The organism is Pelagibius sp. Alg239-R121, assembly GCF_947331435.1.
In the GTDB taxonomy this organism is placed as follows: domain Bacteria; phylum Pseudomonadota; class Alphaproteobacteria; order Kiloniellales; family Kiloniellaceae; genus Denitrobaculum.
Genome location: NZ_CAMZOF010000005.1, coordinates 229626 through 250482, shown reverse-complemented (window position 1 = coordinate 250482; position 20857 = coordinate 229626). Strand labels below are relative to the sequence as shown.

Below are 20857 nucleotides of genomic sequence, written 5' to 3'. Positions count from 1 at the left end.
TACATTTTCGACAGACGCGATGTCTCCGGACGGCGGAAACACGATAAACGGAGAACCTCCATGCTACGCAGAACCTCAACAGCCCTTCTTACCGGTGCGCTCATTTTGGCGACGGCTTTTCCTGCGGCCGCGCGCTTCAACGAATGCCTGCCCGAGGTTGAGCATAAACTTGCCGAACTGGGGGTCGACGAATCTACCATCAGGCAAATTTCCATCCTGCCTCGGCGGCAACCAGGTCAATCCGTCAATACGATCGTCGGGTATGATGCTACGGTAAGTTTCAAGAATTGCCGTGGCCATCTCGCGATAGACATGAACCGGGCCTGCCACGTCCGGCAGGTATACAGCCGCAACGAATGCAGCTTTCCGGGCGTTCCTTCTTACTGAGAAGAGCCGATCACCCCCATGTCAATCTGGCGGCTGATGATTTCCGCGAAGGCATGAAAATCGGCTTTGCGCATTGAACTGCGCCGCCAGAGCAACCCAATCTGCCGACTCGGTTGCGGCTCTTCAAATCGTCGAATTTCAAGGCCACTGTCGGCGCGCAGTTCGACGTTCAGCGCCAGAGACGGCATCAGCGTGAGCCCTAATCCGTTGGCAACCATCTGGACCAGCGTATTGAGGCTTGTCGCGCCAAAGTCTGCAACATTTCCCGCACCGGACAAGGCACAGACCTGGAGGGCATGATCCCGCAGGCAGTGACCGTCATCCAGGAGCAGGAGCTGCTGCTCGATCAGATCCGTCTCGCTGACTTTTTGCCGTTCGGTCAGCACATGTCCCGCGGGCATGGCAAGCACAAAGGGGTCCTCGAACAGAGGCATCGACTGAAGATCGGCACCTGCAACGGGCAAGGCCAGCAAAACCAGATCAATCTGTCCGGCCCGCAGCTGTGTAACCAGTTCAGCGGTCTTGTCCTCACGCAGGTACAGCTCGACCTTGGGAAACAGGCTCCTGACCCGCGGCAGCAAGGCCGGCAGGACGTAGGGGCCGACCGTTGGGATAACCCCCAGGCGAAGTGTCCCGCTGAGTGGCGGCGCCTGATCACGCACAGACTCCCGCAATGACTCGACGTCCGCGAGAATTCCACGCGCCCGTGCCACCACATCGCGGCCGATTGGGGTCAGGATCACCTTGCGCTGGCTTCTTTCCACCAGTTGGGCGCCAAGCCCCTCCTCAAGCTGCTGAATCTGCGCGCTTAAAGCCGGCTGGGAGACGTTACAGGCCTCAGCCGCACGGCGAAAATGCAGGGCATCGGCGACAGCCACCAGATACTGGAGTTGGCGGAAAGAGACCATTGATAGTTTTTTCCTATCGAAATGCAAATTTATCTATATTAGAGATTATAATTAGAATGATTATAATACAACTCATCAAATGCCTCAGCGCCCTGAAGGGGGTGATGACAGCGGGTTCCTAAACATCGCACGACCACAAGCGGAGAAAGAAATGAGCGACAAAAAACTGACAACGGCTGCAGGCGCGCCGGTTCCCGACAACCAAAACACGATGACTGCTGGCCGCCGAGGCCCTGCTTTACTGCAGGATGTCTGGTTCCTGGAAAAGCTCGCACATTTCGATCGGGAAGTGATACCCGAGCGCCGCATGCACGCCAAAGGCTCCGGCGCCTACGGCACCTTTACGGTGACCAACGACATTACGAAGTACACTCGCGCCAAGATTTTCTCCCAGCTTGGCAAGAAAACCGACATGTTCCTGCGTTTCTCCACGGTTGCGGGCGAGCGCGGTGCGGCTGACGCCGAACGGGACATCCGCGGATTTGCCGCCAAGTTCTACACCGACGAAGGAAACTGGGACCTCGTAGGCAACAACACACCGGTTTTCTTCCTCCGGGACCCCCTGAAGTTCCCGGATTTGAACCACGCCGTTAAACGCGACCCGCGTACCAATATGCGCAGCGCAGACAACAATTGGGATTTCTGGACCCTGCTACCTGAAGCTTTGCACCAGGTGACGATTGTCATGAGCGAACGCGGTATTCCGAAAACCTACCGTCACATGGACGGTTTCGGCAGCCATACCTTCAGCTTCATCAATGCAGACAACGAACGCTTCTGGGTCAAATTTCATTTCAAAACCCAGCAGGGCATCCAGAACCTCACCGACGAAGAATCTGCACAGGTCATCGCGCAAGATCGTGAGAGCCATCAGCGGGATCTCTTCGACAGTATCGAAAACGGCGATTTTCCAAAGTGGACCCTGTCAGTACAGGTCATGCCCGAAGCCGACGCTGACAGCTATCACGTCAATCCTTTCGATCTGACGAAAGTCTGGCCACATGGTGATTACCCGCTGATCGAAGTCGGCGAGATGGAACTCAACCGCAATCCAGACAATTACTTCGCCGATGTCGAGCAGGTCGCTTTCAACCCGGCAAACGTGGTTCCAGGTATCGGTTTTTCCCCGGATAAGATGCTGCAGGGCCGCCTCTTCTCCTACGGTGACGCACAACGCTATCGCCTTGGCGTGAATCATGGGCACATTCCGGTCAATGCACCGCGCTGCCCCTTCCATTCCTATCACCGTGACGGCCAGATGCGCATGGACGGTAATGCCGGCGCCCGGATCGGGTATGAGCCGAACAGCAAGGGCGAATGGGCCGAACAACCTGACTTCTCCGAGCCGCCACTCCGAGTCGACGATCACGCCGACCGCTGGAACCACCGCGAGGATGACGACTATTACTCGCAACCTCGCGCACTCTTCAAATTGATGAGTGACGAGCAGCGCAGCATCTTATTTGGGAACACGGCCAGATCCGTTGGTGGCGCAAGCCTGGAGATCCAATACCGCCACATCCAGAATTGCTACAAGGCGGACCCCGCCTATGGCGAGGGCGTCGCAAAAGCTCTGGGTCTCTCGATCGACGAAGTAATCGCGGCCTGAGTTACAGCCACCAAAACCTCGGCCCTGGGGCCTTCAGAACCCCCTCAAGCCGAGGCTGTCTAGGGCAGCGTCCTGAACCCACCGCTGCCTTAGTCTCTGGGCGCCGCCCTCTGCGTTTTAAGCGCAGGGGGCGGCGTTTTGAGTCAAGAACAACCACTTCCTTCCATGATGCGGAATGCCTCTTGCAGCGGTGGTGGTTCCCGCTTAACACAACGCGGCAGATTTAACTGAGGAGCAGCAGATGGCAGACCAGCGTATCTGGACAGTGTACCTGTCCGGTGAGATTCACACAGATTGGCGGGACCAGATCGGCAAGGGTGTTGAAGAAGCCGGTTTGCCGGTCGAACTCGTATCTCCGGTAACCGACCATGCCAGCAGCGACGACTGTGGCGCCGAAATCCTTGGCGCCGAGACGTCCACTTTTTGGCACGATCACAAAGGCGCCAAGGTCAACGCGATGCGCACGCGGACCCTGATGGACAGTGCCGATCTGGCGGTCGTCCGCTTCGGCGACAAATATCGTCAATGGAACGCCGCTTTCGATGCAGGCTATGCTACAGCCCAGTCCATTCCTTACATCACGCTGCATGATGCGGCCCTGAATCATGCCTTGAAGGAAGTCGACGGCGCAGCCATGGCGGTCGCCGAACACCCCGAACAGGTAGTGCGCTTGTTACGCTATGTAATTCAAGGTCAACTCTAATCAACGGCGAAAAAATTTCTGTAAACGGCCCCGAAAAACAACATACAAAAAATCGTAAATTATTGATATAATTTCGGTTTTCAGATTTATACGGCCTACTGCAGGTAGCACCGCGAACAGAGCTTCAGCAGAAGCATCATAAATCTTTATTTACCTCCGCGCGGATACACTCCCAGCCTCACGCTTTCCGAGGAGGTCGGGCGATGTCCCGAGACAGGAGTGAGCCGGCCACCGGCAAAGCTCTCAAGGCTGGGTTCTGGACGCTGCGCAAGGCACTATTCTGCCTTGCGTTGTTGCTGTCTCTTGGTGCTATTGCTAACGAAATATGGTTAACCAAAGCTTACGAACGCTTCGCGCTCAGCACATTGACGGACGCCCAGGAAGATATGGTGCGCGCGGCGATCGACGATCGCATCCGCTTGGGATACTTGGAACGCGTTCGGCCTTTCGTCAGTCAATTCGCACGAGATCCGGCCCTCATTGAGGCGATAAGAACCAAAGACAGCAATGAAATCATCAGGGCCGCCAATGCGGTTCATTTCGTTCCTATGTTTCGTTTTGAACGTCTGCGGCTGTTGAACGTTGTTATCTATACGACCGAGATGAAAATGCTGGAGTCTTCACTCGAAGGCGGCAGCGACACCATAGGTACCCGCCCCGGTGCCGTAGAACTCATTCTCTCAAGGCCAAAGGCGGAGCAACGCAAACCGACGGGATACTACTGGAAGACGAACAACGGTCGACCTGTGCACAGCCTGATCGTGCCGATCGGCGGGTTCAAAGTTCGAGCCTTCGCAGAATTCGTCGTCGACCCGCGCTACCTGCTCAGCGGTCTTGGAAAACACCTCGGCGGACACTTCACCTTTAAAGACATGGGCGGTTATCTCCTAATCAACGAGGCAATCAGCGATCTTCCGGCCGAAGTGCCCGAGTTGGACGAGGCCGAGTCTTTGCCGCCCGGTCATCCAAAGAGCGTCGACACTAATTTAGTGGCCGTCGTGCTCAAAGACTCTCTCAACGAGGATTGGGCTGTTGCTGAGTTCGGCCGTGACATTAGTGATTTTTCGGGCAACGTATCCTCGCTCACAATGCTGACGCTGCAGTTGACCATATTGGCTTTGTTGTCTTTTTGGGCGCTGGGCTGGTACATGCTGCACCGCTCAATTTTTTCCAAGATCAAGCAGATTTCCTCCGCACTTTTTGCCATCAGCAACGAACAAACCGAGATTGATATTCCCCGGACAGGACGAGATGAGCTCCTGACCATCGCCACGGCACTTTCGATCCTGCGCGACAAAACCAGAACCGCCATCACGACCCGCCACGAGTTGGCCGTCGCAAAAAATGCCGCGGAAGAAGCAAACCGGGCCAAGTCGGAATTCCTGGCGACTATGAGTCACGAAATCAGAACGCCTATGAACGGTGTTCTCGGCATGACCGGACTTTTGCTGGAGAGCGATCTCGATGATGAGCAGCGACAACAGGCTGACACAATAAACCGGTCCGGCGAAGCCCTGCTCAGCATCATCAACGATATCTTGGACGTCTCCAAGATCGAGGCAGGCAAGCTGGAACTCGAAGACATCGATTTCGATCTCCTGACGACCGTCGAATCGACTCTGGAGCTTTTATCTGCAAGAGCCCACGTCAAGGGGATTGAGATTGCATCTTACGTTGAACCAAATGTCCCAATCGCTTTGATCGGAGATCCTGGCCGCCTGCGCCAAATCCTGCTCAATCTTGCCGGCAACGCGATCAAATTTACCCAGCAAGGCGGTGTCAGCATTGAAGTTTCCGCACAAGGCATCAGTGACGATGATGTCGAACTGATGTTCAAACTGCGCGATACTGGTATCGGGATACCTCAAGATTCCCTGCCTACCTTGTTCGACAAATTCACTCAGGCCGATACCTCTATGACACGGCGCTTTGGCGGAACGGGTCTGGGCCTTGCGATTTGTAAGGAGATGGTCTCGATGATGTCCGGCGAGATTGGTGCCGAGAGTGAGGTTGGAACGGGTAGTACCTTCTGGTTCACGGCACTCTTGAAACGCCAGAAAAATGATATCGGCGACAAACGTTGTCAGGTCTCGTCACTTCTGGCGGGCCGGCGCATCCTCGCGGTCGACGATAATGAAGTGAACCGCCTTGTCTTCGAGAAGCAGTTTGCAGCCTTCCGGATCGATGGCGCGGTTGCTCCAGACGCGGTGACGGCGCTCGACATGATCGCCACGTCCAAGGGCGCTGGAACCTACGACGCGATCATCATCGATCATATGATGCCAGACATGGACGGCGTCGAGCTTGCAAGCCGAATTCGAGAGATCCCAGGTTACCGCTCAGTAAAGTTGGTACTTTCGTCGTCTTCGGGGCAGGTAGGGACCGATGGACGCGCAAGGGAGCTTGGTTTCAATGCCGCCATGCCAAAGCCACTCGGCTACGGCGCTATGGCCGGCTGCATAGGGCCTCTGTTCGGCAGCGAGCGGCAAGCCGATCCGGATCTGGACGAAGACGGTATGCTTGAATTGTCCGCTTCCAGCAGCCTGCGTGTTCTGGTCGTTGAAGACAATCAAATCAACTTGATGCTCGCCACGACAATCCTCAAAAAGGCGGGGCACAGCGCCGATGGCGCAAGCAACGGGCTGGAAGCCTTATCATCGATTCGCAACCGGCCGTACGATCTGATCCTCATGGATATGATGATGCCCGAAATGGATGGGCTGGACGCAACGCGGGCAATTCGGCAACTCACTGGGTCGCGGTCGGAAATCCCCATTATCGCAATGACGGCAAACGCGATGAAGGGCGATCGAGAAAAGTGTCTCCAGGCAGGAATGAACGATTATCTTTCAAAGCCTATCGACAAGGTGAAATTATTCGAAAAGATCGACCATTGGTGCGGCGAAGGCGATCCCTTCGATCGCGGTGGTGTTGACAGCTTCGATAGCAACGACATCGCTTTCGAAGACGACGAAGAAGAGACAAAGCTGTCGGACTACACTGATCCGCTTTCGCCGGAAGCCAGAAAGGCTCTCGAAGGTCTTCACGAATCTCTCGACAGTTTGCAGAAAACGATGCGCGCGGGATAACCAGCTCACCTCTCTCAACGTCAGACGGCGGCGGCACGACTCAATATCTGTGGGCCTCGCCCGGACAGTGATGTAACTTCCCTTTTTCGTGCAAAGGGAGGAACTGCATGGTTGCCGTCATATCGGGCATTCTGGACGAACAGCAGGTAAAAACCACGCTCCAGCAGATGGCTGCGGCCCCGTTTGTCGACGGACGCATGAGCGCGGGCCCTTTAGGCCAGGACATCAAGCGCAACACCCAGATGTCGAACAGCCATGCAGCCTACAAACCCCTTGTACAAAGCGTCATGAATCAGATTTCGGCCAATCCGGAATTCAATGTGACCGCCATACCCAAACGAATTCTGCCACCGATTTTCAGCATTTACGACAAGGAGATGCACTACGGCTCTCATGTCGACGCCTCGCTGATGGGGCCCTATCCAGGGATGCGTACCGATCTTTCAATGACAATTTTCCTGAGCGATCCGCAAAGCTACAAGGGCGGCGAGCTGGTAATGGAGACGGTATTCGGCGAACAGCAATACAAACTCAAGGCCGGCGACGCCGTCGTCTACCCCACCCACTATGTGCATCACGTCAATCCGGTCCGCTCCGGCCGCCGCGCTGCAATCGTGACCTGGGTCGAATCAATGGTGCGGGACCCCGCCAAGCGCGAAATCCTTGGAGAGCTGGCGGACGTCACAAAATGGCTCGCAGAGAATCATCCGGAGTCGGACCAGTTTAAGACAGCCGAAAAAAGCCGCCTGAACCTGCTGCGCATGTGGGCCGACACTTGAGAGATTGGCTCAGTTTGCAAAGCCGGCGATGCATTCGCTCATAGACCAGGTTCAGCTGGGCTGACCCTGGTCATCACTGATTCGTCAGAGGACTGCAAGAAAACTGCAATAAGTCGGTTGTAAGGTGTCTTCATCGCTGTCCACCAGCGCTTCAGTGCCGCGGACCGGAGTGATGAATTTAAGGTAGCTCCGGAACCCGCTGCACAGAAAAGCCCGACCAATTTGCAGTCCGCGACACACCCCGTATCGTCGCGGGCTGCTTTTGTCGCACGCTGGCCAGCGTCCAGGCGTAATTTAGGCCAAGGTCGCCCAAAGAGAACAACCGTCCGGGATGGCAGAATCGGGATTGAAGTTGGCTGGGGCGGCAGGATTCGAACCTGCGCATGGCGATACCAAAAACCGCTGCCTTACCGCTTGGCTACGCCCCATCGTCGAATGCGCGCACAAAATAGCGATGAAGTTCCAATTCCGCAACGCCCCTCTTGGCAAAAACCTCGTCTTTTTTCTTGTCGAATAAGGCGTTTAGCCATGAAAAACAGGGTACCGCCTCACCTGCTGGTGCAATTCGCCCCGCAATTTAATGCCGAATGGTTGTATCTCGCTACAAGCATTGCCGACACGCGTCCGATTATGCTTCACTGGCGTTGGATATCACATTGATTCGGCGAGATATGAGCGAGCAATCAGACAAGCCCGCCAAAACAAATAAGACAAATACGACCGACTCCGCATCCGATGCCAAGACCGGAGAGACCGCAGCCAAGACTTCGAACAGAGAAGCAACGGTCAAGGCTGGCAAAGCACGCGAGACGGCAGCGGACACGCGCGCGTCCGACAGTTCCTCGCTAGATATCCCATCTTCGAAGGACACACTCTCCGGCGCTACTGGCAGGGATGCCGCGAAATCGAAGACGGCAGGTAAACGCCAACCAAACAAGAAGACCGCTGAAAAAGGCCTCTTTGAAACTTCCGGACCGGAACCGGAGGCTGCGCCCGTGAAGTCTTCCCGGAAGACTACTGCACCCAACGACAGCGCCGCGAAACCACAGGCGCACGAAAGTCGGGCCGCATCGAGCACATCCTCGTTGAGTACGCAGAAAAGCACCACCGGAAAGCAGCGGTCTGACGAAAAGGAAGGTGCCAAGTCGTCAAAGCCAGCCCTGGTCGGTAAAAACGGTAAAAACGGCAAAAAGACTCTAGATGCCAAGAAACCAAATGCAGGATCGCCCAAGGAGTCGTCAACAGCCGCCAAATCCAAACTAGGCACCAAACAAAAAGTCGGTACGCGGATGACTTCCGGTGGCGATCCAACAATCGAACGCAAACCTGCTCTAACAACAACAACCCCGATCCGTAAGCGCAAGTCGGATGGCGGTGGCAGCGTCTCTGTGCTGGTCGCCTTGCTGTTTGTTCTGGTAGCGGCCGGATACTACTTCCTGACCCAGACCGGAGCCTTGAACTTTGATGAGGACGAGAACGCAACATCCGTCGCCTTATCGGAAGATCAGACATTGGACCAGGAGAATTCCGGGACGCCAAGTGAAACAGAGGTAGCGGAAACCGCTGCCTCTGAACCGGGCACTTCTCAGGTGGTGTCCGACGAATCTGGCAAACCGTCAGGGGAAGCCGCCGAAGAACCTGCGATCGAAACCGCCGCTCCGGCCCCAGAAGCAGCCCCCAATTCCTCGACGACTGAGCCCACACCCGCGGAGAACAAATCCGCAGAAACAACCGAGACTGCAGAAACCGAGGCCGTTGCAACAGCTGGTGATTCGACACAATCCGAAGTCAGTGCATCGCTTCCCGCAGTCCCCACGACCTCCGCGCTGGCCGAGGCGGCACAGGATGCAGTGCCACAGGACGTTGCGGAGCTTGCACCCCAAGACAACGTTGCGGCCAGCGGCGATACGGTCGTCGGCACTGTCTCCGAACTAGCTGACACAGCTGATACAAAGGTCCAGACCACCATGGCCAGGACCGAAACGCCGGACAATATCGAGACTGCGCCAGACGTTCCCACCGAGTTGACCAAGGCAACGTTGGTCGAAATCGAGGAACTGTTGATCCGTCTTCAGATCGATCCCGGCCAACCTGACGGAATCATCGATAATCAGGCCACTACGGCCATCCGCCTGTATCAAGAAATTGCCGGTCTGCCGGTTGACGGCCAGGCAACACCTGAACTGCTGGTCGAATTGCGCGAAGTCGTGGAATTACTGTCGAACGAATAACCCATAGGATTGATCCGACATATTTTCTCTGAATGAGACTTCTGTCGTTCTAGCTCCTAGCTTTTGGGCCGGTCGATCAATCCATCCGCAACCCACCACGCGGGGTGCCTTGCCCGGATTATACGGGCGGAAGCGGCAGCTTCGTCGGGAGAGGCGAAAAGCCCGAAACAGCTGGCACCACTGCCGGACATACGCGCCAACAAACACTCTGAAATCAGTCTCAGCTCCGACAGACAATCGGCGATCTCAGGAACCAGCTCAATGGCCGGTATCTCCAGATCGTTGACACTGGCGGCAAGCTTCTTGAGGAGACCTTCCCGATCATCAATGCCTAATGTCGGGTTGTCCGCTCTCGGTGGCGAAATTCGGCCATCGAGAGCGGCAAAAACACTTGGGGTCGACAGCCCAACCCGTGGATTGATAAGAACCAGCCATAAGGGCGGAAACGCCTTCAGCGGCTTGATCACTTCTCCAATACCAGTCAGATAACAGGGGATACCTGCCAGACACACAGGCAGGTCAGCGCCGAGAGTCAATCCAAGGCCCGCAAGTTGCGCGGTGCCGATATCAATCCCCCAAAGTTCCGAAAGTCCGGACAGGGTTGCCGCCGCGTCGGCAGATCCACCACCCAGCCCGGCCGCCACGGGCAGGTTCTTAGTGAGCGTGATGCGGGCACCCTGCTCACTCTTCGCATATTTCCGAAGCAACTCCGCAGCCCGCAGCACCAGATTGTTCTGCAGCGGCTCGTCGCGGAGTTGGCTGGCGTAAGGTCCCTCAACCCGCAATGTGATGTCAGACGCCGACTCAAAGGTCAAAACGTCGCCGATCGAGCAGAAGGCAATTAAACTCTCGAGTTCATGATAGCCATCGGCACGGCGTCCAATCACACGAAGATCCAGATTGACCTTGGCTGCTGCAAGGCGCGTGATCATGGTTTCGACACAGACCCGCTCGAGCTTCCAAACACCCTAACGGTATGAAACGGTGGCTGAGTCACGCGAAACGGATAAAGCCCTTAAATATCGTTGGACGCGTTCAGACCCCGGGCGACCTTGCCCTGAAGCTCAGGAATCTGGTCTTCTTCCGGCTTCAGGCTGAGCGCGCGACGCCATTGGAATCTGGCCTCCTTCAACCGGCCGACACGCCAATAGGCGTCGCCGAGATGATCGTTGATCACAGAGTCCTGCGGCCGTAATTCAACGGCTTGCTCCAGGTAACCGACAGCGTTCTTATACTCGCCCATGCGGTAGAGAACCCATCCCAGACTGTCGACGATGTAGCCGTCCTCCGGGCGTAGCTCGACGGCACGGACGAGCATCTGGCGCGCCTCAGTGAGGTTCTGCTTCTTCTCCACCCAGGAATAAGCAAGATAGTTCATGACGAAAGGCTGTTCGGGCTCCAACTCCAGAGCCTTCAGGAAGTCGGCTTCCGCCCGGACCCAGTTCTTCGAACGCTCCAAAGCGATGCCGCGGAAATACAGCAGCGTCCAATGTTGCGCCTCCAGTTCGCCAAGGCGCTTGGCGGCACGGTCATAGGCTTTAACTGCAGCCTCGAAGCGTTCTTCGCCACGAAGCAGATTGCCAAGTCGGAACAGGGGTTCGAAGCGCTCGGGGTCTACAGAGGCTAAAGATTCCAGTTCGCTAACCGCGTCATCGACCCTGCCAAGCCGTTCCAGTTCCTCGGCAATACGTAAACGTGTCGTCCAGGAAAACGGCGAATCGGTCGGGACATCCCGATAAACAGCGATTGCTTCATCACCACGCTGCTGCGACTGCAAGACTTCGCCCAACAGAACATTCGCCACCAGGAAATCTGGTTTCAGACGCAGAGCTTGATGCACGTGGACCAACGCAGCATCCTCTGCACGCTCCTGCGAGAGAAGACCAGCGATATTGAACAGTACCTCGGCGATTCCATCCTTGGCATCATTCAGTTCCGGTTTTGCGACCACACCATTGTCGAGCTGTTGGAGTATCGGTTCCATCAGTGTTGAATTTGGCCGACGGGCGAGGAAAGCCTGATAGAGCTCACGCGCTTTCTCGGGCTTTCCTGTGCGTTCGTAGAAATTCCCTACCAGCCAGACGAGCCGGAGAGTCGGATCACCGACGCTTGTCAGAATTTCCTGATACGCGGCTTCCGCTTCCGCGCTTGCCCCCATGACGTCATTGATCAGTGCCAAGTGAAGTTTATAGAGAACGCTGAAACCTTTGTTCTCCTTGAGAACGCCGAGACGCTGCAGCGCAGCTTCACGATCCCCGCGCGCCACCTGAGTCCAGGCCTGAATCATCGGTCCCGTCAGGGTGTTGAGGCCGCGCGAAGGCAGGTCGGAAATGATCTTATCGGCGCCTTCCCAATCATCGCGCGACGCGGCATCGACCGCGAGCACCAGATTGGCAATGCCGTGTGTCGGTTCCAACTCAACCAGGCTTTCGGCGAGCTCCGTTGCCTTCTTGTAGCGGCCGTCGGCGGCTGTCAGCGCGAAACTGCGGCGTAAAAGCTGTGGATTGTTTGGATCGAACCGCAAGGCATAAAGCATGAAATCGGTCGCTGCGGACACATCCCGCTCATAACCGGCGACGATACCAGCGAGATAGGCACCATACGGCGATACGAACGGAGACTGCGTGAGAGCGTCACTGCCGGAACCAGAGTTCGCCGCGAGAATAATCCGGTTGGATACCGCATCTGTCTGCGGTTCGGCTTGCGACTGCGTTGCTTCGCCCCCCGCGCAGGCGGCAGCCACAAAGCCCATCGCCGCGACCTGCATCATGCGGCCTAACCGCCATCTTCCGGACCTCCCGCTCCTTGCAGATCCGCTCAAGGCAGACCCTACATAGGCTCTGGTCACGGAACCGGATTTCCCGTCAACACAAACCGGTCGGTCTGTGTTCGGGTGCGTCTCTGGGCGTAGATCGAATAGGTATCGCGTCAAATCGCTCTCCTGAACAACGGACAGAGAGTGTACCCGAGTCACACCATCGGCCACAACGGCGCAGAATCCGGGCGCTTTGTTATAGCCTTTACATCAAGGTGCCGGGGCTCCCGACGTTTAACCACAATGTCGACTGCTCTGACTGGCCTTTCCACGGATGCCAATCGCGTCATAAGAAAACTGGCCTATTCTCCTGAAATAGGGTTAAGAGGCTCAAAATGTCAGGCAACAAAGTGTCAAATAGAGTTAATCTCGAAATTGTGATCTCTTTTCCGAAAAATATAGTCGAAAGCTGCCCAATTTCGAGGTCTGACCGGAAAAATTTTAACGAATAGAATGATGTTAACCACCAAGCTTATCGTTAATGGCCGGATTCACTTTAGCGGTTTATCACCAAAACCACTGGGATAGGCCAAAGCGGCTTCCAGAGCAGCCAAACCTTCTCTCGTGTAATCAGCGCTTGGGCGCGGCTCCAACACGAAGTGTTCCGATGCCGGCGCACGCCCGCTGATCAGGGTGGCGGAATCCCGCCCCGCTCTGCAGTAGGTATTGCTGGAAATGAAACGCATTACGAAACCAACACGATCGCAACTGCTCCGATTGGGCTGCCCGCCATGTACCAAATCCACATGGTGAACGGAAAAGTAACCGGGTTCCAACTCAACCTCGATGGCGGTCGTTTCGTCGATCAAACCATCCAATTTATGTTCAAAGGAAACCAGATTGCCCGCATCTGCCGTCCGCTCGCCGTCGCTATAGGCATCGTGCGGCGATCCTTCGATGTCGAGCCGACCGATTTGCCCATCGCTGTGACTGCCGGGCAACACGACCAAGGGCCCCATCTCTCCCTTTGACGCTGTGAGCGCGAGCCAAACGCTAACCACCTCGTTGGTCGAGAGATCCCAGTACGGCGAATCCTGGTGCCAACCCACGTATGTGCCTTTTCCTGCGGCTTTGACAAAGAAGTCGGACTCCCAAAGCAATATATCCGGGCCGATCGCCGCTTCCACGGCCGCAACCACGACAGGATGCCTGACAATGCCGTCGAGCCAGGTGGAGACCAAATGAGGTTTGATAAAGGCTTCGCGTCCCCGTCGGGCCTTCACTTCTGTCTGAAAGCTGCAATAGCGATCATAGAGTTTTGCGGCCTCATCGGGTTCATAGAGCTGAACGGGCCAATGGATCCCTGTGGCGTCGTATAGAGCTTTGTCCATCTTTCCGGCCTTTCCGCAATCAGATGCTGTGTCCATCAAAATCACGTAGAATGAAAAAGTTGGACGATCAACAAACATATGTTACCTGTCGAATTCAGGACGTGCTGATCAACGGGAGGAGTATTGGAAATGCCTCAACACATCGCGCGCCCCAGAACACAGCCGGAAATTCGCGTGTATCGTCGTCAGGCGCTGTTGCGCGCCGCTTTGGAAGCCGTTGCGCAGCATGATATTGCCGGCGCTACGGTTGATCGGATCTGCCGGCTTGCAGGGGCGTCACGCGGTCTGATCGGGCACTACTTTTCCGGCAAGGAAGAATTGCTGGTCGCCACACTGAAGGCCTGGTTCGATGAAGGTCTCGAGAAGAAAAGAGAGGTGATTGCCGCAGCCGACCTTGAGCCGCATGAAAAGCTGCGGCGGATAGTTCGCCTCAGCTTCACGCCGCCCACCTATCGGCCAGCAGTGATCGGCGCCATGCAGGCCTTTGTAAATGCCAGCCGCTCGATGCCAGCCTATCGGGAGCCACTCAAGCGTTTCAGCCAGTCCTGGCAAGCCTTGACGGCCCCTCTGTTCAATGAAGCTGCCAAGTTACGAGGATGCCGCTGCGACGCAGAGCAGGCCGCTGTCGGTCTACTAATGCTGTTAGACGGTCTGTGGGGCAGCTTGGCGGTCGGCAAGGACAATATGACGGTCGAACGGGCGATCAAGATCTGTGACGATTACCTCGAAAGCTGTCTATGCGACAATAGAGCCCCAGAATAGCTCTGTAGCGCCGGCAGTAAGAAAAAGAGCACCGGTGAAAAACAGCGGTGCTCTTCTCGTTCAATCTGCAGCGAAGTGCCTACATGTTCGGATAATTCGGTCCGCCGCCACCTTCCGGTGTGACCCAGTTAATGTTCTGTGTCGGATCCTTGATATCACAGGTCTTACAGTGCACACAATTCTGAGCGTTGATCTGCAGTCTCGGGTTGGATCCGTCATCCTCGCGCACAATTTCGTAGACGCCTGCAGGGCAAAACCGCTGCTCAGGAGCATCATAGATCGCCAGGTTATGGTCGACCGGAACACTGGCGTCCTTGAGGGTTAGATGGACCGGCTGGTCTTCCTCATGGTTGGTGTTCGAGATAAAGACCGAAGACAGGCGGTCGAACGAAATGACTCCGTCCGGCTTAGGATACTCGATCTTTGGCATCTCCGCCGCCGGGCGCAGACATTCATGATCGGCGTGCTTGTAATGGAAAGTCCAGGGTGCCTTGCCGCCGAGGATCTTGAGATCGAGCCCGCCGTAGATCATTGAGCCATAGAGGCCCCACTTGTTGAAGGCCGGACGGAAATTCCGGGCCTTATGGAGCTCCTCGTAGACCCAGGAACCTTCGAACTTGGTCACGTAGCTATCGAGGACCGGTGCCGGTGTTTCCTCTTCGCCAACGGCCGTCAAGGCCTCGAAAGCCGCTTCGGCGGCGAGCATGCCGCTCTTCATGGCATTATGACTGCCTTTGATTTTGGGCACGTTCAGGAAGCCCGCGGAACACCCGATCAAAGCACCGCCGGGGAATACCAGACGCGGCAAAGATTGCAACCCACCTTCATTCAATGCGCGGGCGCCGTAAGAGATGCGCTTTCCGCCCTCCAGCATTTCGCGGATGGCGGGGTGGGTCTTGAAGCGCTGGAATTCTTCGAAGGGCGAGAGATGCGGGTTCTCGTAGTCGAGGCCGACCACATAGCCCACATAGGCCTGATTGTTATCCAGGTGGTAAATGAAGGACCCACCCCAGGTGCTGGTGTTCATGGGCCAGCCCGCGGTATGGATGACCGTGCCCTCCTTGTGCTTCTCCGGATCCAGCTGCCAGAGCTCCTTAAGACCGATACCATAGGTCTGGGGATCACAGTCGGCGCGCAGGTCGAAGCGTTCGAACAGGGTCTTGGTCAGCGAACCGCGGCAGCCTTCGCCAAACAGGACGTATTTGCCGTGCAGTTCCATGCCTTGCTGGTAGGTTGTCTTTTGCTCGCCGTCTTTGCCCACACCCATGTCGCCGGTCGCGACGCCTTTCACCCGGCCATCCTCGTGATAGACGACCTCGGAGGCAGCAAAGCCGGGATAGATCTCAACGCCCAACGCCTCGGCCTGTTCGCCCAGCCAACGGCAGACGTTGCCGAGGGACACGATGTAATTGCCGTGATTCTGAAGTTGCGGAGGCAACAGGCCGACCGGCACCGACATTTTGCCCTTCTCGGTCAGAACCATGAACTTTTCGTCCGCGACCGGAATGTTCAAGGGCGCGCCCTGCTCCTTCCAATCGGGAAACAGCTCGTCCATGGCCCGTGGCTCCAGAACGGCACCGGAAAGTATGTGGGCGCCCACTTCGGACCCCTTTTCCAGGACGCAGACCGAAATTTCCCTACCCGACTCAGCCGACAACTGACGGAGTTTAATCGCCGCCGACAATCCGGCAGGACCGGCGCCTACGATGACGACGTCATACTCCATGAACTCACGTTCCATTAATCCGCTCCTCCATCGTGCAGATCTGGCGGCGGTCCGCCCGCGTCAGTCTGCCCATTGTCGTTTCTCCGCCAAATTGGCGACCACCCATATCGCGCATTACGTCACCTTCTTGACGCATACGTCAATTTAGAAACTTTGCGCCCTTCGCAGTCCGGTCCACCAATCGCCAAATGCGCAATAGCTACCTGCCTTCCAAAGCTTCTTCCAATCGAAGCCCTGAAACACAAGCACAATTTATCTTCATCCTAACGCCGGGTTTGTAGACCCCGACCACAAAGACGTCCTATATCAAAGAAATTCGACAATCTCCAAGACTCCGCGTTTCGGAACGCGTCGTGTTTTGGTAGTTTCACGCCATGGTCACGACTCCACCCCCAGATTCTTCACAAAATTCGGAAGCGCTTTCTGCTCTCCAGTGGCTGATCGACGCCGGCGCCGACGAAACGATCGGGGAGGAGGCGATCGATCGTACAGCCGCACCGATACCGCCACAAGCAGCAGCACAACAAAGAACCGCAACAGCTCCGCCGGTGCAGGCGGTGGAGCAGACCAACGCGAAAGGCCGGTTCCAGGAGGCGCCGCAACCGCCGCTTTGGCAGCCCAGCGCAGGCAACCTTTCCTCAACCGAAGACACTCTCGTCAACGCCCGAAAACAGGCGCGCGAAGCAACGACGGTCGAGGAACTGCGTACCGCTGTCGCCGCGTTTGAAGGTTGCCCCCTAAAGCAGACGGCCATGAACCTTTGTTTTGCAGATGGTAATCCGCAGGCTCGTGTCATGCTGATCGGTGAAGCACCCGGTGCCCAGGAGGACCGGCAGGGGCTGCCTTTCGTCGGTGCCAGCGGCCAGTTGCTGGATCAGATGCTGTCTTACATCGGCCTGGACCGAACCTCGGTCTATATCACCAACCTGCTGTTCTGGCGGCCACCGGGCAACAGAACCCCAACCGCCGGCGAAATAGCTTCCTGTTTGCCGTTTGTTGAACGTCACGTGGAACTGGTCAACCCCAGCCATATCGTGATGGTGGGCGGCATTTCGGCAAAAACCCTACTGGATCGCCGGGAAGGCATCCTGAAGCTACGCGGCCACTGGGGACACTATCAGACCGCGGGGCTGGATCGGCCGATCCCGGCGCTTGCGACGCTGCATCCTGCCTATCTTCTTCGGCAACCTGCGCAGAAACGCCTGGCCTGGAGGGACCTCCTCTCGCTGGCGCATGCCATGGAGTCGGGCGAGGATCCAGTCATCGAGGTTAAGGAGCGGTAACCTTAACCCCTTCTTTATCCATATAGTTTAAGCCGTTTATTGCAGTCCTGTGCTGCATTGATTAACCTTTAACGGCATCTTCGGGGGTCTCTTGAATCTGTCCGTAAACTTTCGCGTTTCGACGCTTTGCCGCGCCGGCGCAACACTCGGTTTATCCTCACGCTCGAGTGTTGGCCTCTGCACGGCTGCGGCCCTGCTGGTCCTCGGCGGACTTTTAGTATCAACGGATGTGACTATTTCGCTCGCCAGCAGCGCCCAAGCAGCAGAGCAGGCGAAGACACGCGGCACCACTCAGGTTTCTGTGGCAGCTCCGGTGCAGCCGATGCCCCAAGCTTTACAGCCCCAGACCCCACCGAAAGTACTGACTGAAGATGACGCGAAGCTCTATCGCGATATTTTCAAATTGCAGAAAGCCGGAAAGTGGCGCCAGGCGGACAAAAAGATCGCGCAATTGAGCGATCAACGGCTTATGGGGCATATCCTGGCCCAGCGCTACCTGCACCCCACCGCCTATCGTTCCAAATACAAGGAACTCAGCAGCTGGCTGAAGGCCTATGCCGACCACCCGCAGGCTCCAAGACTCTATAAGCTTGCCCTGAAGCGTCGGCCAAAGAACTACCGGATGCCGACCCCACCTCAGGTTCGCCGGGCCGAACCTCGCTCGGCAGCTCTCGGCACAACGACCACAAAGGCTAAAAAGCGCTTCTACAAACTGCCCAGAAAAAAACTGAGCCGTGCCAACCGACGTGCCGCGAACAGCTTGAAACGCCAGATCCGCCGCAATGCCTTGCGGACCCGGCTGAGCGTCACCGAAAAACTGCTGACCGGAAAAAAGGCGAAGCGCCTTCTTCATCGTGCCGAAATCGATGACGGTTATACAAAGATCGCAGCCGCTTGGTTCTATTACGGCGATGATCAAAAAGCCTACAAACTGGCGAGCGCCGCTGCTGCCCGTTCAAGGCTCCATGTACCGATCGCTGATTGGATCGCGGGCCTCGCGGCTTGGCGTCTCGGCGAATTTCAAAAAGCCGGCGAACACTTCGAGTATCTGGCCACAGCAGAGCGTGCTTCGGGTTGGAACACCGCCGCCGGAGCTTATTGGGCGGCGCGCGTTAACCTGAAACTCCGCAAGCCCGCCGACATGAGCCGCTGGCTGAATCTCGCCTCAGCTTACCCGCGCACCTTCTACGGCCTGCTGGCACGCCGCGCCCTGGGCCGGGATCTGGAGTTCACCTCCCATCTGGAGGAAATCGACACTGCCGAGCTGGCCAGGCTGCAGGCAATACCGGAAGGTGGACGCGCACTCGCATTGGCGCAAATCAACCGCTGGGACGACGCCCAGGGCGAACTCATGCGGCTCGTCGAAGCGAATGATCCGAACCTGACAGAAGCTCTGTTGACGCTGTCCGAGTTGGTCGGGCTGCCGAACCTCGCCTACAAACTAGGGTCGCGCCTCGCCCGCTATCAAACCAATGGTGCCGACAGCGACGCAATCGATGCCGCACTCTATCCAATTCCACCCTGGAGTCCCGAAGGCGGCTTCAAGCTGGACCGCGCCCTCATCTATGCGGTGATGCGCCAGGAGTCTTCCTTCAACCCTCGCGCCAAGAGCCCAGATGGTGCGCGGGGTCTACTGCAATTAATGCCGGCCACAGCGGGTTACATCTCGAAGCAGAGCTTCCGTGGCAAGAAGAAGCGCAAACTCTACGAGCCGACGCTGAATATGAAACTGGGACAGAATTACATCGCCTATCTGCTCAAGCACAATTTTGTGCAGGGCGACCTGTTCCGGCTGACCACCGCTTACAACGGCGGTCCGGGCAATCTCAACAAATGGCAGCGGCGGATGGATTTCAACAACGACCCATTGCTGTTCATCGAGAGCCTGCCGTCGCGCGAAACCCGCTTGTTCGTCGAGCGCGTGCTGGCCAATCTCTGGATTTACCGCACGCGTCTGGGTCAGGACACCCCTTCGCTAGAAGCCATTGCCGCAGGCGACTGGCCGCAGTATGAATCCCTCGACAGCAACCGAACGAGGGTGGCCAGTACAGGTGCAGGAGCCCGTACCGGCCAACAGTAACTATGGCGCGCATCGACGAGAGCATTCCTTTTCTTCCCGTCAACATCGCAGTTCTTACGGTCTCAGACAGCCGAACTCTGGAAGACGACAAGTCCGGTCGAGTCCTCTGTGAGATGATCGAAGACGACAAGCACAAAGTCGCCAAACGCGAGATCATTCGTGACGATTACGATGCGATTGTGGCAAGACTCAGGGCCTATTGTGCCGATCCAGGTATCGATGTGGTGATCACGACCGGCGGCACCGGGGTGACAGGCCGCGATACAACACCGGAAGCGATGAAGGCCGTGCTTGACAAGGAAATCGAAGGATTCGGCGAGCTGTTCCGCTGGTTGAGCTACCAAAAGATCGGCACCTCAACCATCCAAAGCCGGGCGCTTGGCGGTGTCGCCGACGGCACCTATCTCTTCGCACTGCCGGGTTCGCCCTCTGCCTGTAAGGATGGTTGGGGCGAGATTCTCAGGTTCCAGCTGGATTCCCGGCACAAGCCCTGCAATCTTGTTGAACTGATGCCGCGCCTTAAGGAACACCTAAAAGCCGCCGGCTGATCTTCTGTTTATGATCTTCGAGATCAGCTCCGGAATCCACATCGTCCAGCTGCTCCAACAGCCCATAAGACGCCCCGCGCAGACCGGACAGAGTGTCGGAGAGAGTCTGCGGACTAGACCAGCGAACGCCTGCGAAGGGTAAAGGGGCTTTAAGGCAGGGCCGTCGCGTGGCCCCAACCAGCCAATAGCCGCCGTCGGCAGCGGGACCAAACACCCAATTTCGCCTGCCAAGTAGCCTGAATGCCTGTTCCAGATGCGTCACTTCGATGTCTGGGATATCCGATCCGACAATGACGACCGGTCCCGTTGGCAGAGTCTGCAAAGGCCGCCCCATCCGCTGTCCGAGATCTCCCCTGCCCTGCGGAATGACTTTCACTCCGTTGGGGATTCCTGCCACTTTTAACGCGGCCTGATCCGGGGTGATCGCAAGACACACACGCCAGCGACGATCGCGCTGCAAACGCCGCAGCAAGCCATAAAGGGTCTGACGATAGAACCGCCAGGCGGCGATGTCACCGATATCACGTGCCAAACGCCGTTTGCCGACACCGACCTGCGGCAAGCGCCCCATCACCACAACCGTCCCGAGATAGCGCCGGCCCATTG

The 20857-nt window shown here is 56.8% G+C and carries 16 protein-coding genes and 1 tRNA gene; 10 read left to right on the top strand and 7 right to left on the bottom strand.

Going from position 1 to position 20857, the window contains the following annotated elements; genetic code table 11:
- Positions 1 to 60: 60 nt before the first annotated feature.
- Positions 61 to 387 carry a hypothetical protein gene (locus tag QMZ18_RS17515; protein WP_282607621.1) on the top strand — a complete coding sequence of 109 codons (327 nt, stop codon included), beginning with the start codon at positions 61 to 63 and terminating at the stop codon, positions 385 to 387.
- Here QMZ18_RS17515 and QMZ18_RS17510 read toward each other — a convergent pair.
- Positions 381 to 1295 (bottom strand): hydrogen peroxide-inducible genes activator, encoded by a 915-nt coding sequence (locus QMZ18_RS17510; protein ID WP_282607620.1) that lies wholly within the window; start codon positions 1293 to 1295, stop codon positions 381 to 383. The two genes, QMZ18_RS17515 and QMZ18_RS17510, sit on opposite strands and share 7 nt — an antisense overlap.
- A gap of 151 nt (positions 1296 to 1446) precedes the next feature.
- Here QMZ18_RS17510 and QMZ18_RS17505 point away from each other — a divergent pair, with 151 nt between their 5' ends.
- The 4 genes from QMZ18_RS17505 (at position 1447) to QMZ18_RS17490 (ending at position 7475) form a co-directional block, all read left to right on the top strand.
- Positions 1447 to 2904: a catalase gene (locus tag QMZ18_RS17505; protein ID WP_282607619.1), complete on the top strand. Its 1458-nt coding sequence runs from the start codon at positions 1447 to 1449 to the stop codon at positions 2902 to 2904.
- 241 nt (positions 2905 to 3145) lie between these two features.
- A complete protein-coding gene (locus QMZ18_RS17500; protein ID WP_282607618.1) occupies positions 3146 to 3607 on the top strand; it encodes a YtoQ family protein in 462 nt (153 codons plus the stop codon).
- 203 nt (positions 3608 to 3810) lie between these two features.
- Positions 3811 to 6696, top strand: coding sequence for a response regulator (locus QMZ18_RS17495; protein ID WP_282607617.1), 2886 nt, complete (start codon positions 3811 to 3813; stop codon positions 6694 to 6696).
- A gap of 107 nt (positions 6697 to 6803) precedes the next feature.
- On the top strand, positions 6804 to 7475 hold the full coding sequence (locus QMZ18_RS17490; RefSeq protein WP_282607616.1) for a Fe2+-dependent dioxygenase: 672 nt from the start codon (positions 6804 to 6806) through the stop codon (positions 7473 to 7475).
- Positions 7476 to 7828: 353 nt separating this feature from the next.
- Here QMZ18_RS17490 and QMZ18_RS17485 read toward each other — a convergent pair.
- A tRNA-Gln gene (locus QMZ18_RS17485) sits at positions 7829 to 7903 on the bottom strand.
- A 243-nt stretch (positions 7904 to 8146) separates the two neighbouring features.
- Here QMZ18_RS17485 and QMZ18_RS17480 point away from each other — a divergent pair.
- Positions 8147 to 9706: a peptidoglycan-binding domain-containing protein gene (locus QMZ18_RS17480; protein ID WP_282607615.1), complete on the top strand. Its 1560-nt coding sequence runs from the start codon at positions 8147 to 8149 to the stop codon at positions 9704 to 9706.
- A gap of 56 nt (positions 9707 to 9762) precedes the next feature.
- Here QMZ18_RS17480 and QMZ18_RS17475 read toward each other — a convergent pair whose 3' ends face one another.
- From QMZ18_RS17475 to QMZ18_RS17465, 3 genes are all read right to left on the bottom strand, one after another.
- Positions 9763 to 10638 carry a 4-(cytidine 5'-diphospho)-2-C-methyl-D-erythritol kinase gene (locus QMZ18_RS17475; RefSeq protein WP_282607614.1) on the bottom strand — a complete coding sequence of 292 codons (876 nt, stop codon included), beginning with the start codon at positions 10636 to 10638 and terminating at the stop codon, positions 9763 to 9765.
- An 83-nt stretch (positions 10639 to 10721) separates the two neighbouring features.
- Positions 10722 to 12476, bottom strand: a complete 1755-nt coding sequence (locus QMZ18_RS17470; protein WP_282607613.1) for a tetratricopeptide repeat protein — start codon at positions 12474 to 12476, stop codon at positions 10722 to 10724.
- Between the two features lie 536 nt (positions 12477 to 13012).
- Positions 13013 to 13852 (bottom strand): phytanoyl-CoA dioxygenase family protein, encoded by an 840-nt coding sequence (locus QMZ18_RS17465; protein ID WP_282607612.1) that lies wholly within the window; start codon positions 13850 to 13852, stop codon positions 13013 to 13015.
- Positions 13853 to 13981: 129 nt separating this feature from the next.
- Here QMZ18_RS17465 and QMZ18_RS17460 point away from each other — a divergent pair, with 129 nt between their 5' ends.
- Positions 13982 to 14614, top strand: a complete 633-nt coding sequence (locus tag QMZ18_RS17460) for a TetR family transcriptional regulator C-terminal domain-containing protein (protein WP_282607611.1) — start codon at positions 13982 to 13984, stop codon at positions 14612 to 14614.
- A 79-nt stretch (positions 14615 to 14693) separates the two neighbouring features.
- Here the strand turns inward: QMZ18_RS17460 and QMZ18_RS17455 are convergent, their stop codons facing one another.
- On the bottom strand, positions 14694 to 16355 hold the full coding sequence (locus tag QMZ18_RS17455; RefSeq protein ID WP_282607610.1) for an electron transfer flavoprotein-ubiquinone oxidoreductase: 1662 nt from the start codon (positions 16353 to 16355) through the stop codon (positions 14694 to 14696).
- A gap of 359 nt (positions 16356 to 16714) precedes the next feature.
- Between QMZ18_RS17455 and QMZ18_RS17450 the strand changes: the two genes are divergently transcribed.
- The 3 genes from QMZ18_RS17450 to moaB all read left to right on the top strand — a co-directional run bounded on the left by QMZ18_RS17450 (position 16715) and on the right by moaB (position 20251).
- On the top strand, positions 16715 to 17623 hold the full coding sequence (locus QMZ18_RS17450; RefSeq protein WP_282607609.1) for a uracil-DNA glycosylase family protein: 909 nt from the start codon (positions 16715 to 16717) through the stop codon (positions 17621 to 17623).
- Between the two features lie 91 nt (positions 17624 to 17714).
- Entirely contained in the window at positions 17715 to 19703 is a 1989-nt protein-coding gene (locus QMZ18_RS17445) for a lytic transglycosylase domain-containing protein (RefSeq protein WP_282607608.1), read from the top strand.
- Between the two features lie 2 nt (positions 19704 to 19705).
- Positions 19706 to 20251: a molybdenum cofactor biosynthesis protein B gene (moaB, locus tag QMZ18_RS17440; RefSeq protein ID WP_282607607.1), complete on the top strand. Its 546-nt coding sequence runs from the start codon at positions 19706 to 19708 to the stop codon at positions 20249 to 20251.
- On the opposite strand, the gene QMZ18_RS17435 is transcribed toward moaB, so the two are convergent.
- Complete coding sequence (locus tag QMZ18_RS17435) at positions 20223 to 20855, bottom strand: TIGR04282 family arsenosugar biosynthesis glycosyltransferase (protein ID WP_282607606.1); 633 nt, start codon at positions 20853 to 20855, stop codon at positions 20223 to 20225. The genes moaB and QMZ18_RS17435 overlap by 29 nt on opposite strands.
- Positions 20856 to 20857: the final 2 nt, after the last annotated feature.

Coding starts and splice junctions, on each gene's coding strand:
- QMZ18_RS17515 (WP_282607621.1), top strand. CDS start 61: ATGCTACGCAGAACCTCAACAGCCCTTCTTACCGGTGCGCTCATTTTG.
- QMZ18_RS17510 (WP_282607620.1), bottom strand. CDS start 1,295: ATGGTCTCTTTCCGCCAACTCCAGTATCTGGTGGCTGTCGCCGATGCC.
- QMZ18_RS17505 (WP_282607619.1), top strand. CDS start 1,447: ATGAGCGACAAAAAACTGACAACGGCTGCAGGCGCGCCGGTTCCCGAC.
- QMZ18_RS17500 (WP_282607618.1), top strand. CDS start 3,146: ATGGCAGACCAGCGTATCTGGACAGTGTACCTGTCCGGTGAGATTCAC.
- QMZ18_RS17495 (WP_282607617.1), top strand. CDS start 3,811: ATGTCCCGAGACAGGAGTGAGCCGGCCACCGGCAAAGCTCTCAAGGCT.
- QMZ18_RS17490 (WP_282607616.1), top strand. CDS start 6,804: ATGGTTGCCGTCATATCGGGCATTCTGGACGAACAGCAGGTAAAAACC.
- QMZ18_RS17480 (WP_282607615.1), top strand. CDS start 8,147: ATGAGCGAGCAATCAGACAAGCCCGCCAAAACAAATAAGACAAATACG.
- QMZ18_RS17475 (WP_282607614.1), bottom strand. CDS start 10,638: ATGATCACGCGCCTTGCAGCAGCCAAGGTCAATCTGGATCTTCGTGTG.
- QMZ18_RS17470 (WP_282607613.1), bottom strand. CDS start 12,476: ATGATGCAGGTCGCGGCGATGGGCTTTGTGGCTGCCGCCTGCGCGGGG.
- QMZ18_RS17465 (WP_282607612.1), bottom strand. CDS start 13,852: ATGGACAAAGCTCTATACGACGCCACAGGGATCCATTGGCCCGTTCAG.
- QMZ18_RS17460 (WP_282607611.1), top strand. CDS start 13,982: ATGCCTCAACACATCGCGCGCCCCAGAACACAGCCGGAAATTCGCGTG.
- QMZ18_RS17455 (WP_282607610.1), bottom strand. CDS start 16,355: ATGGAACGTGAGTTCATGGAGTATGACGTCGTCATCGTAGGCGCCGGT.
- QMZ18_RS17450 (WP_282607609.1), top strand. CDS start 16,715: ATGGTCACGACTCCACCCCCAGATTCTTCACAAAATTCGGAAGCGCTT.
- moaB (WP_282607607.1), top strand. CDS start 19,706: ATGGCGCGCATCGACGAGAGCATTCCTTTTCTTCCCGTCAACATCGCA.
- QMZ18_RS17435 (WP_282607606.1), bottom strand. CDS start 20,855: ATGGGCCGGCGCTATCTCGGGACGGTTGTGGTGATGGGGCGCTTGCCG.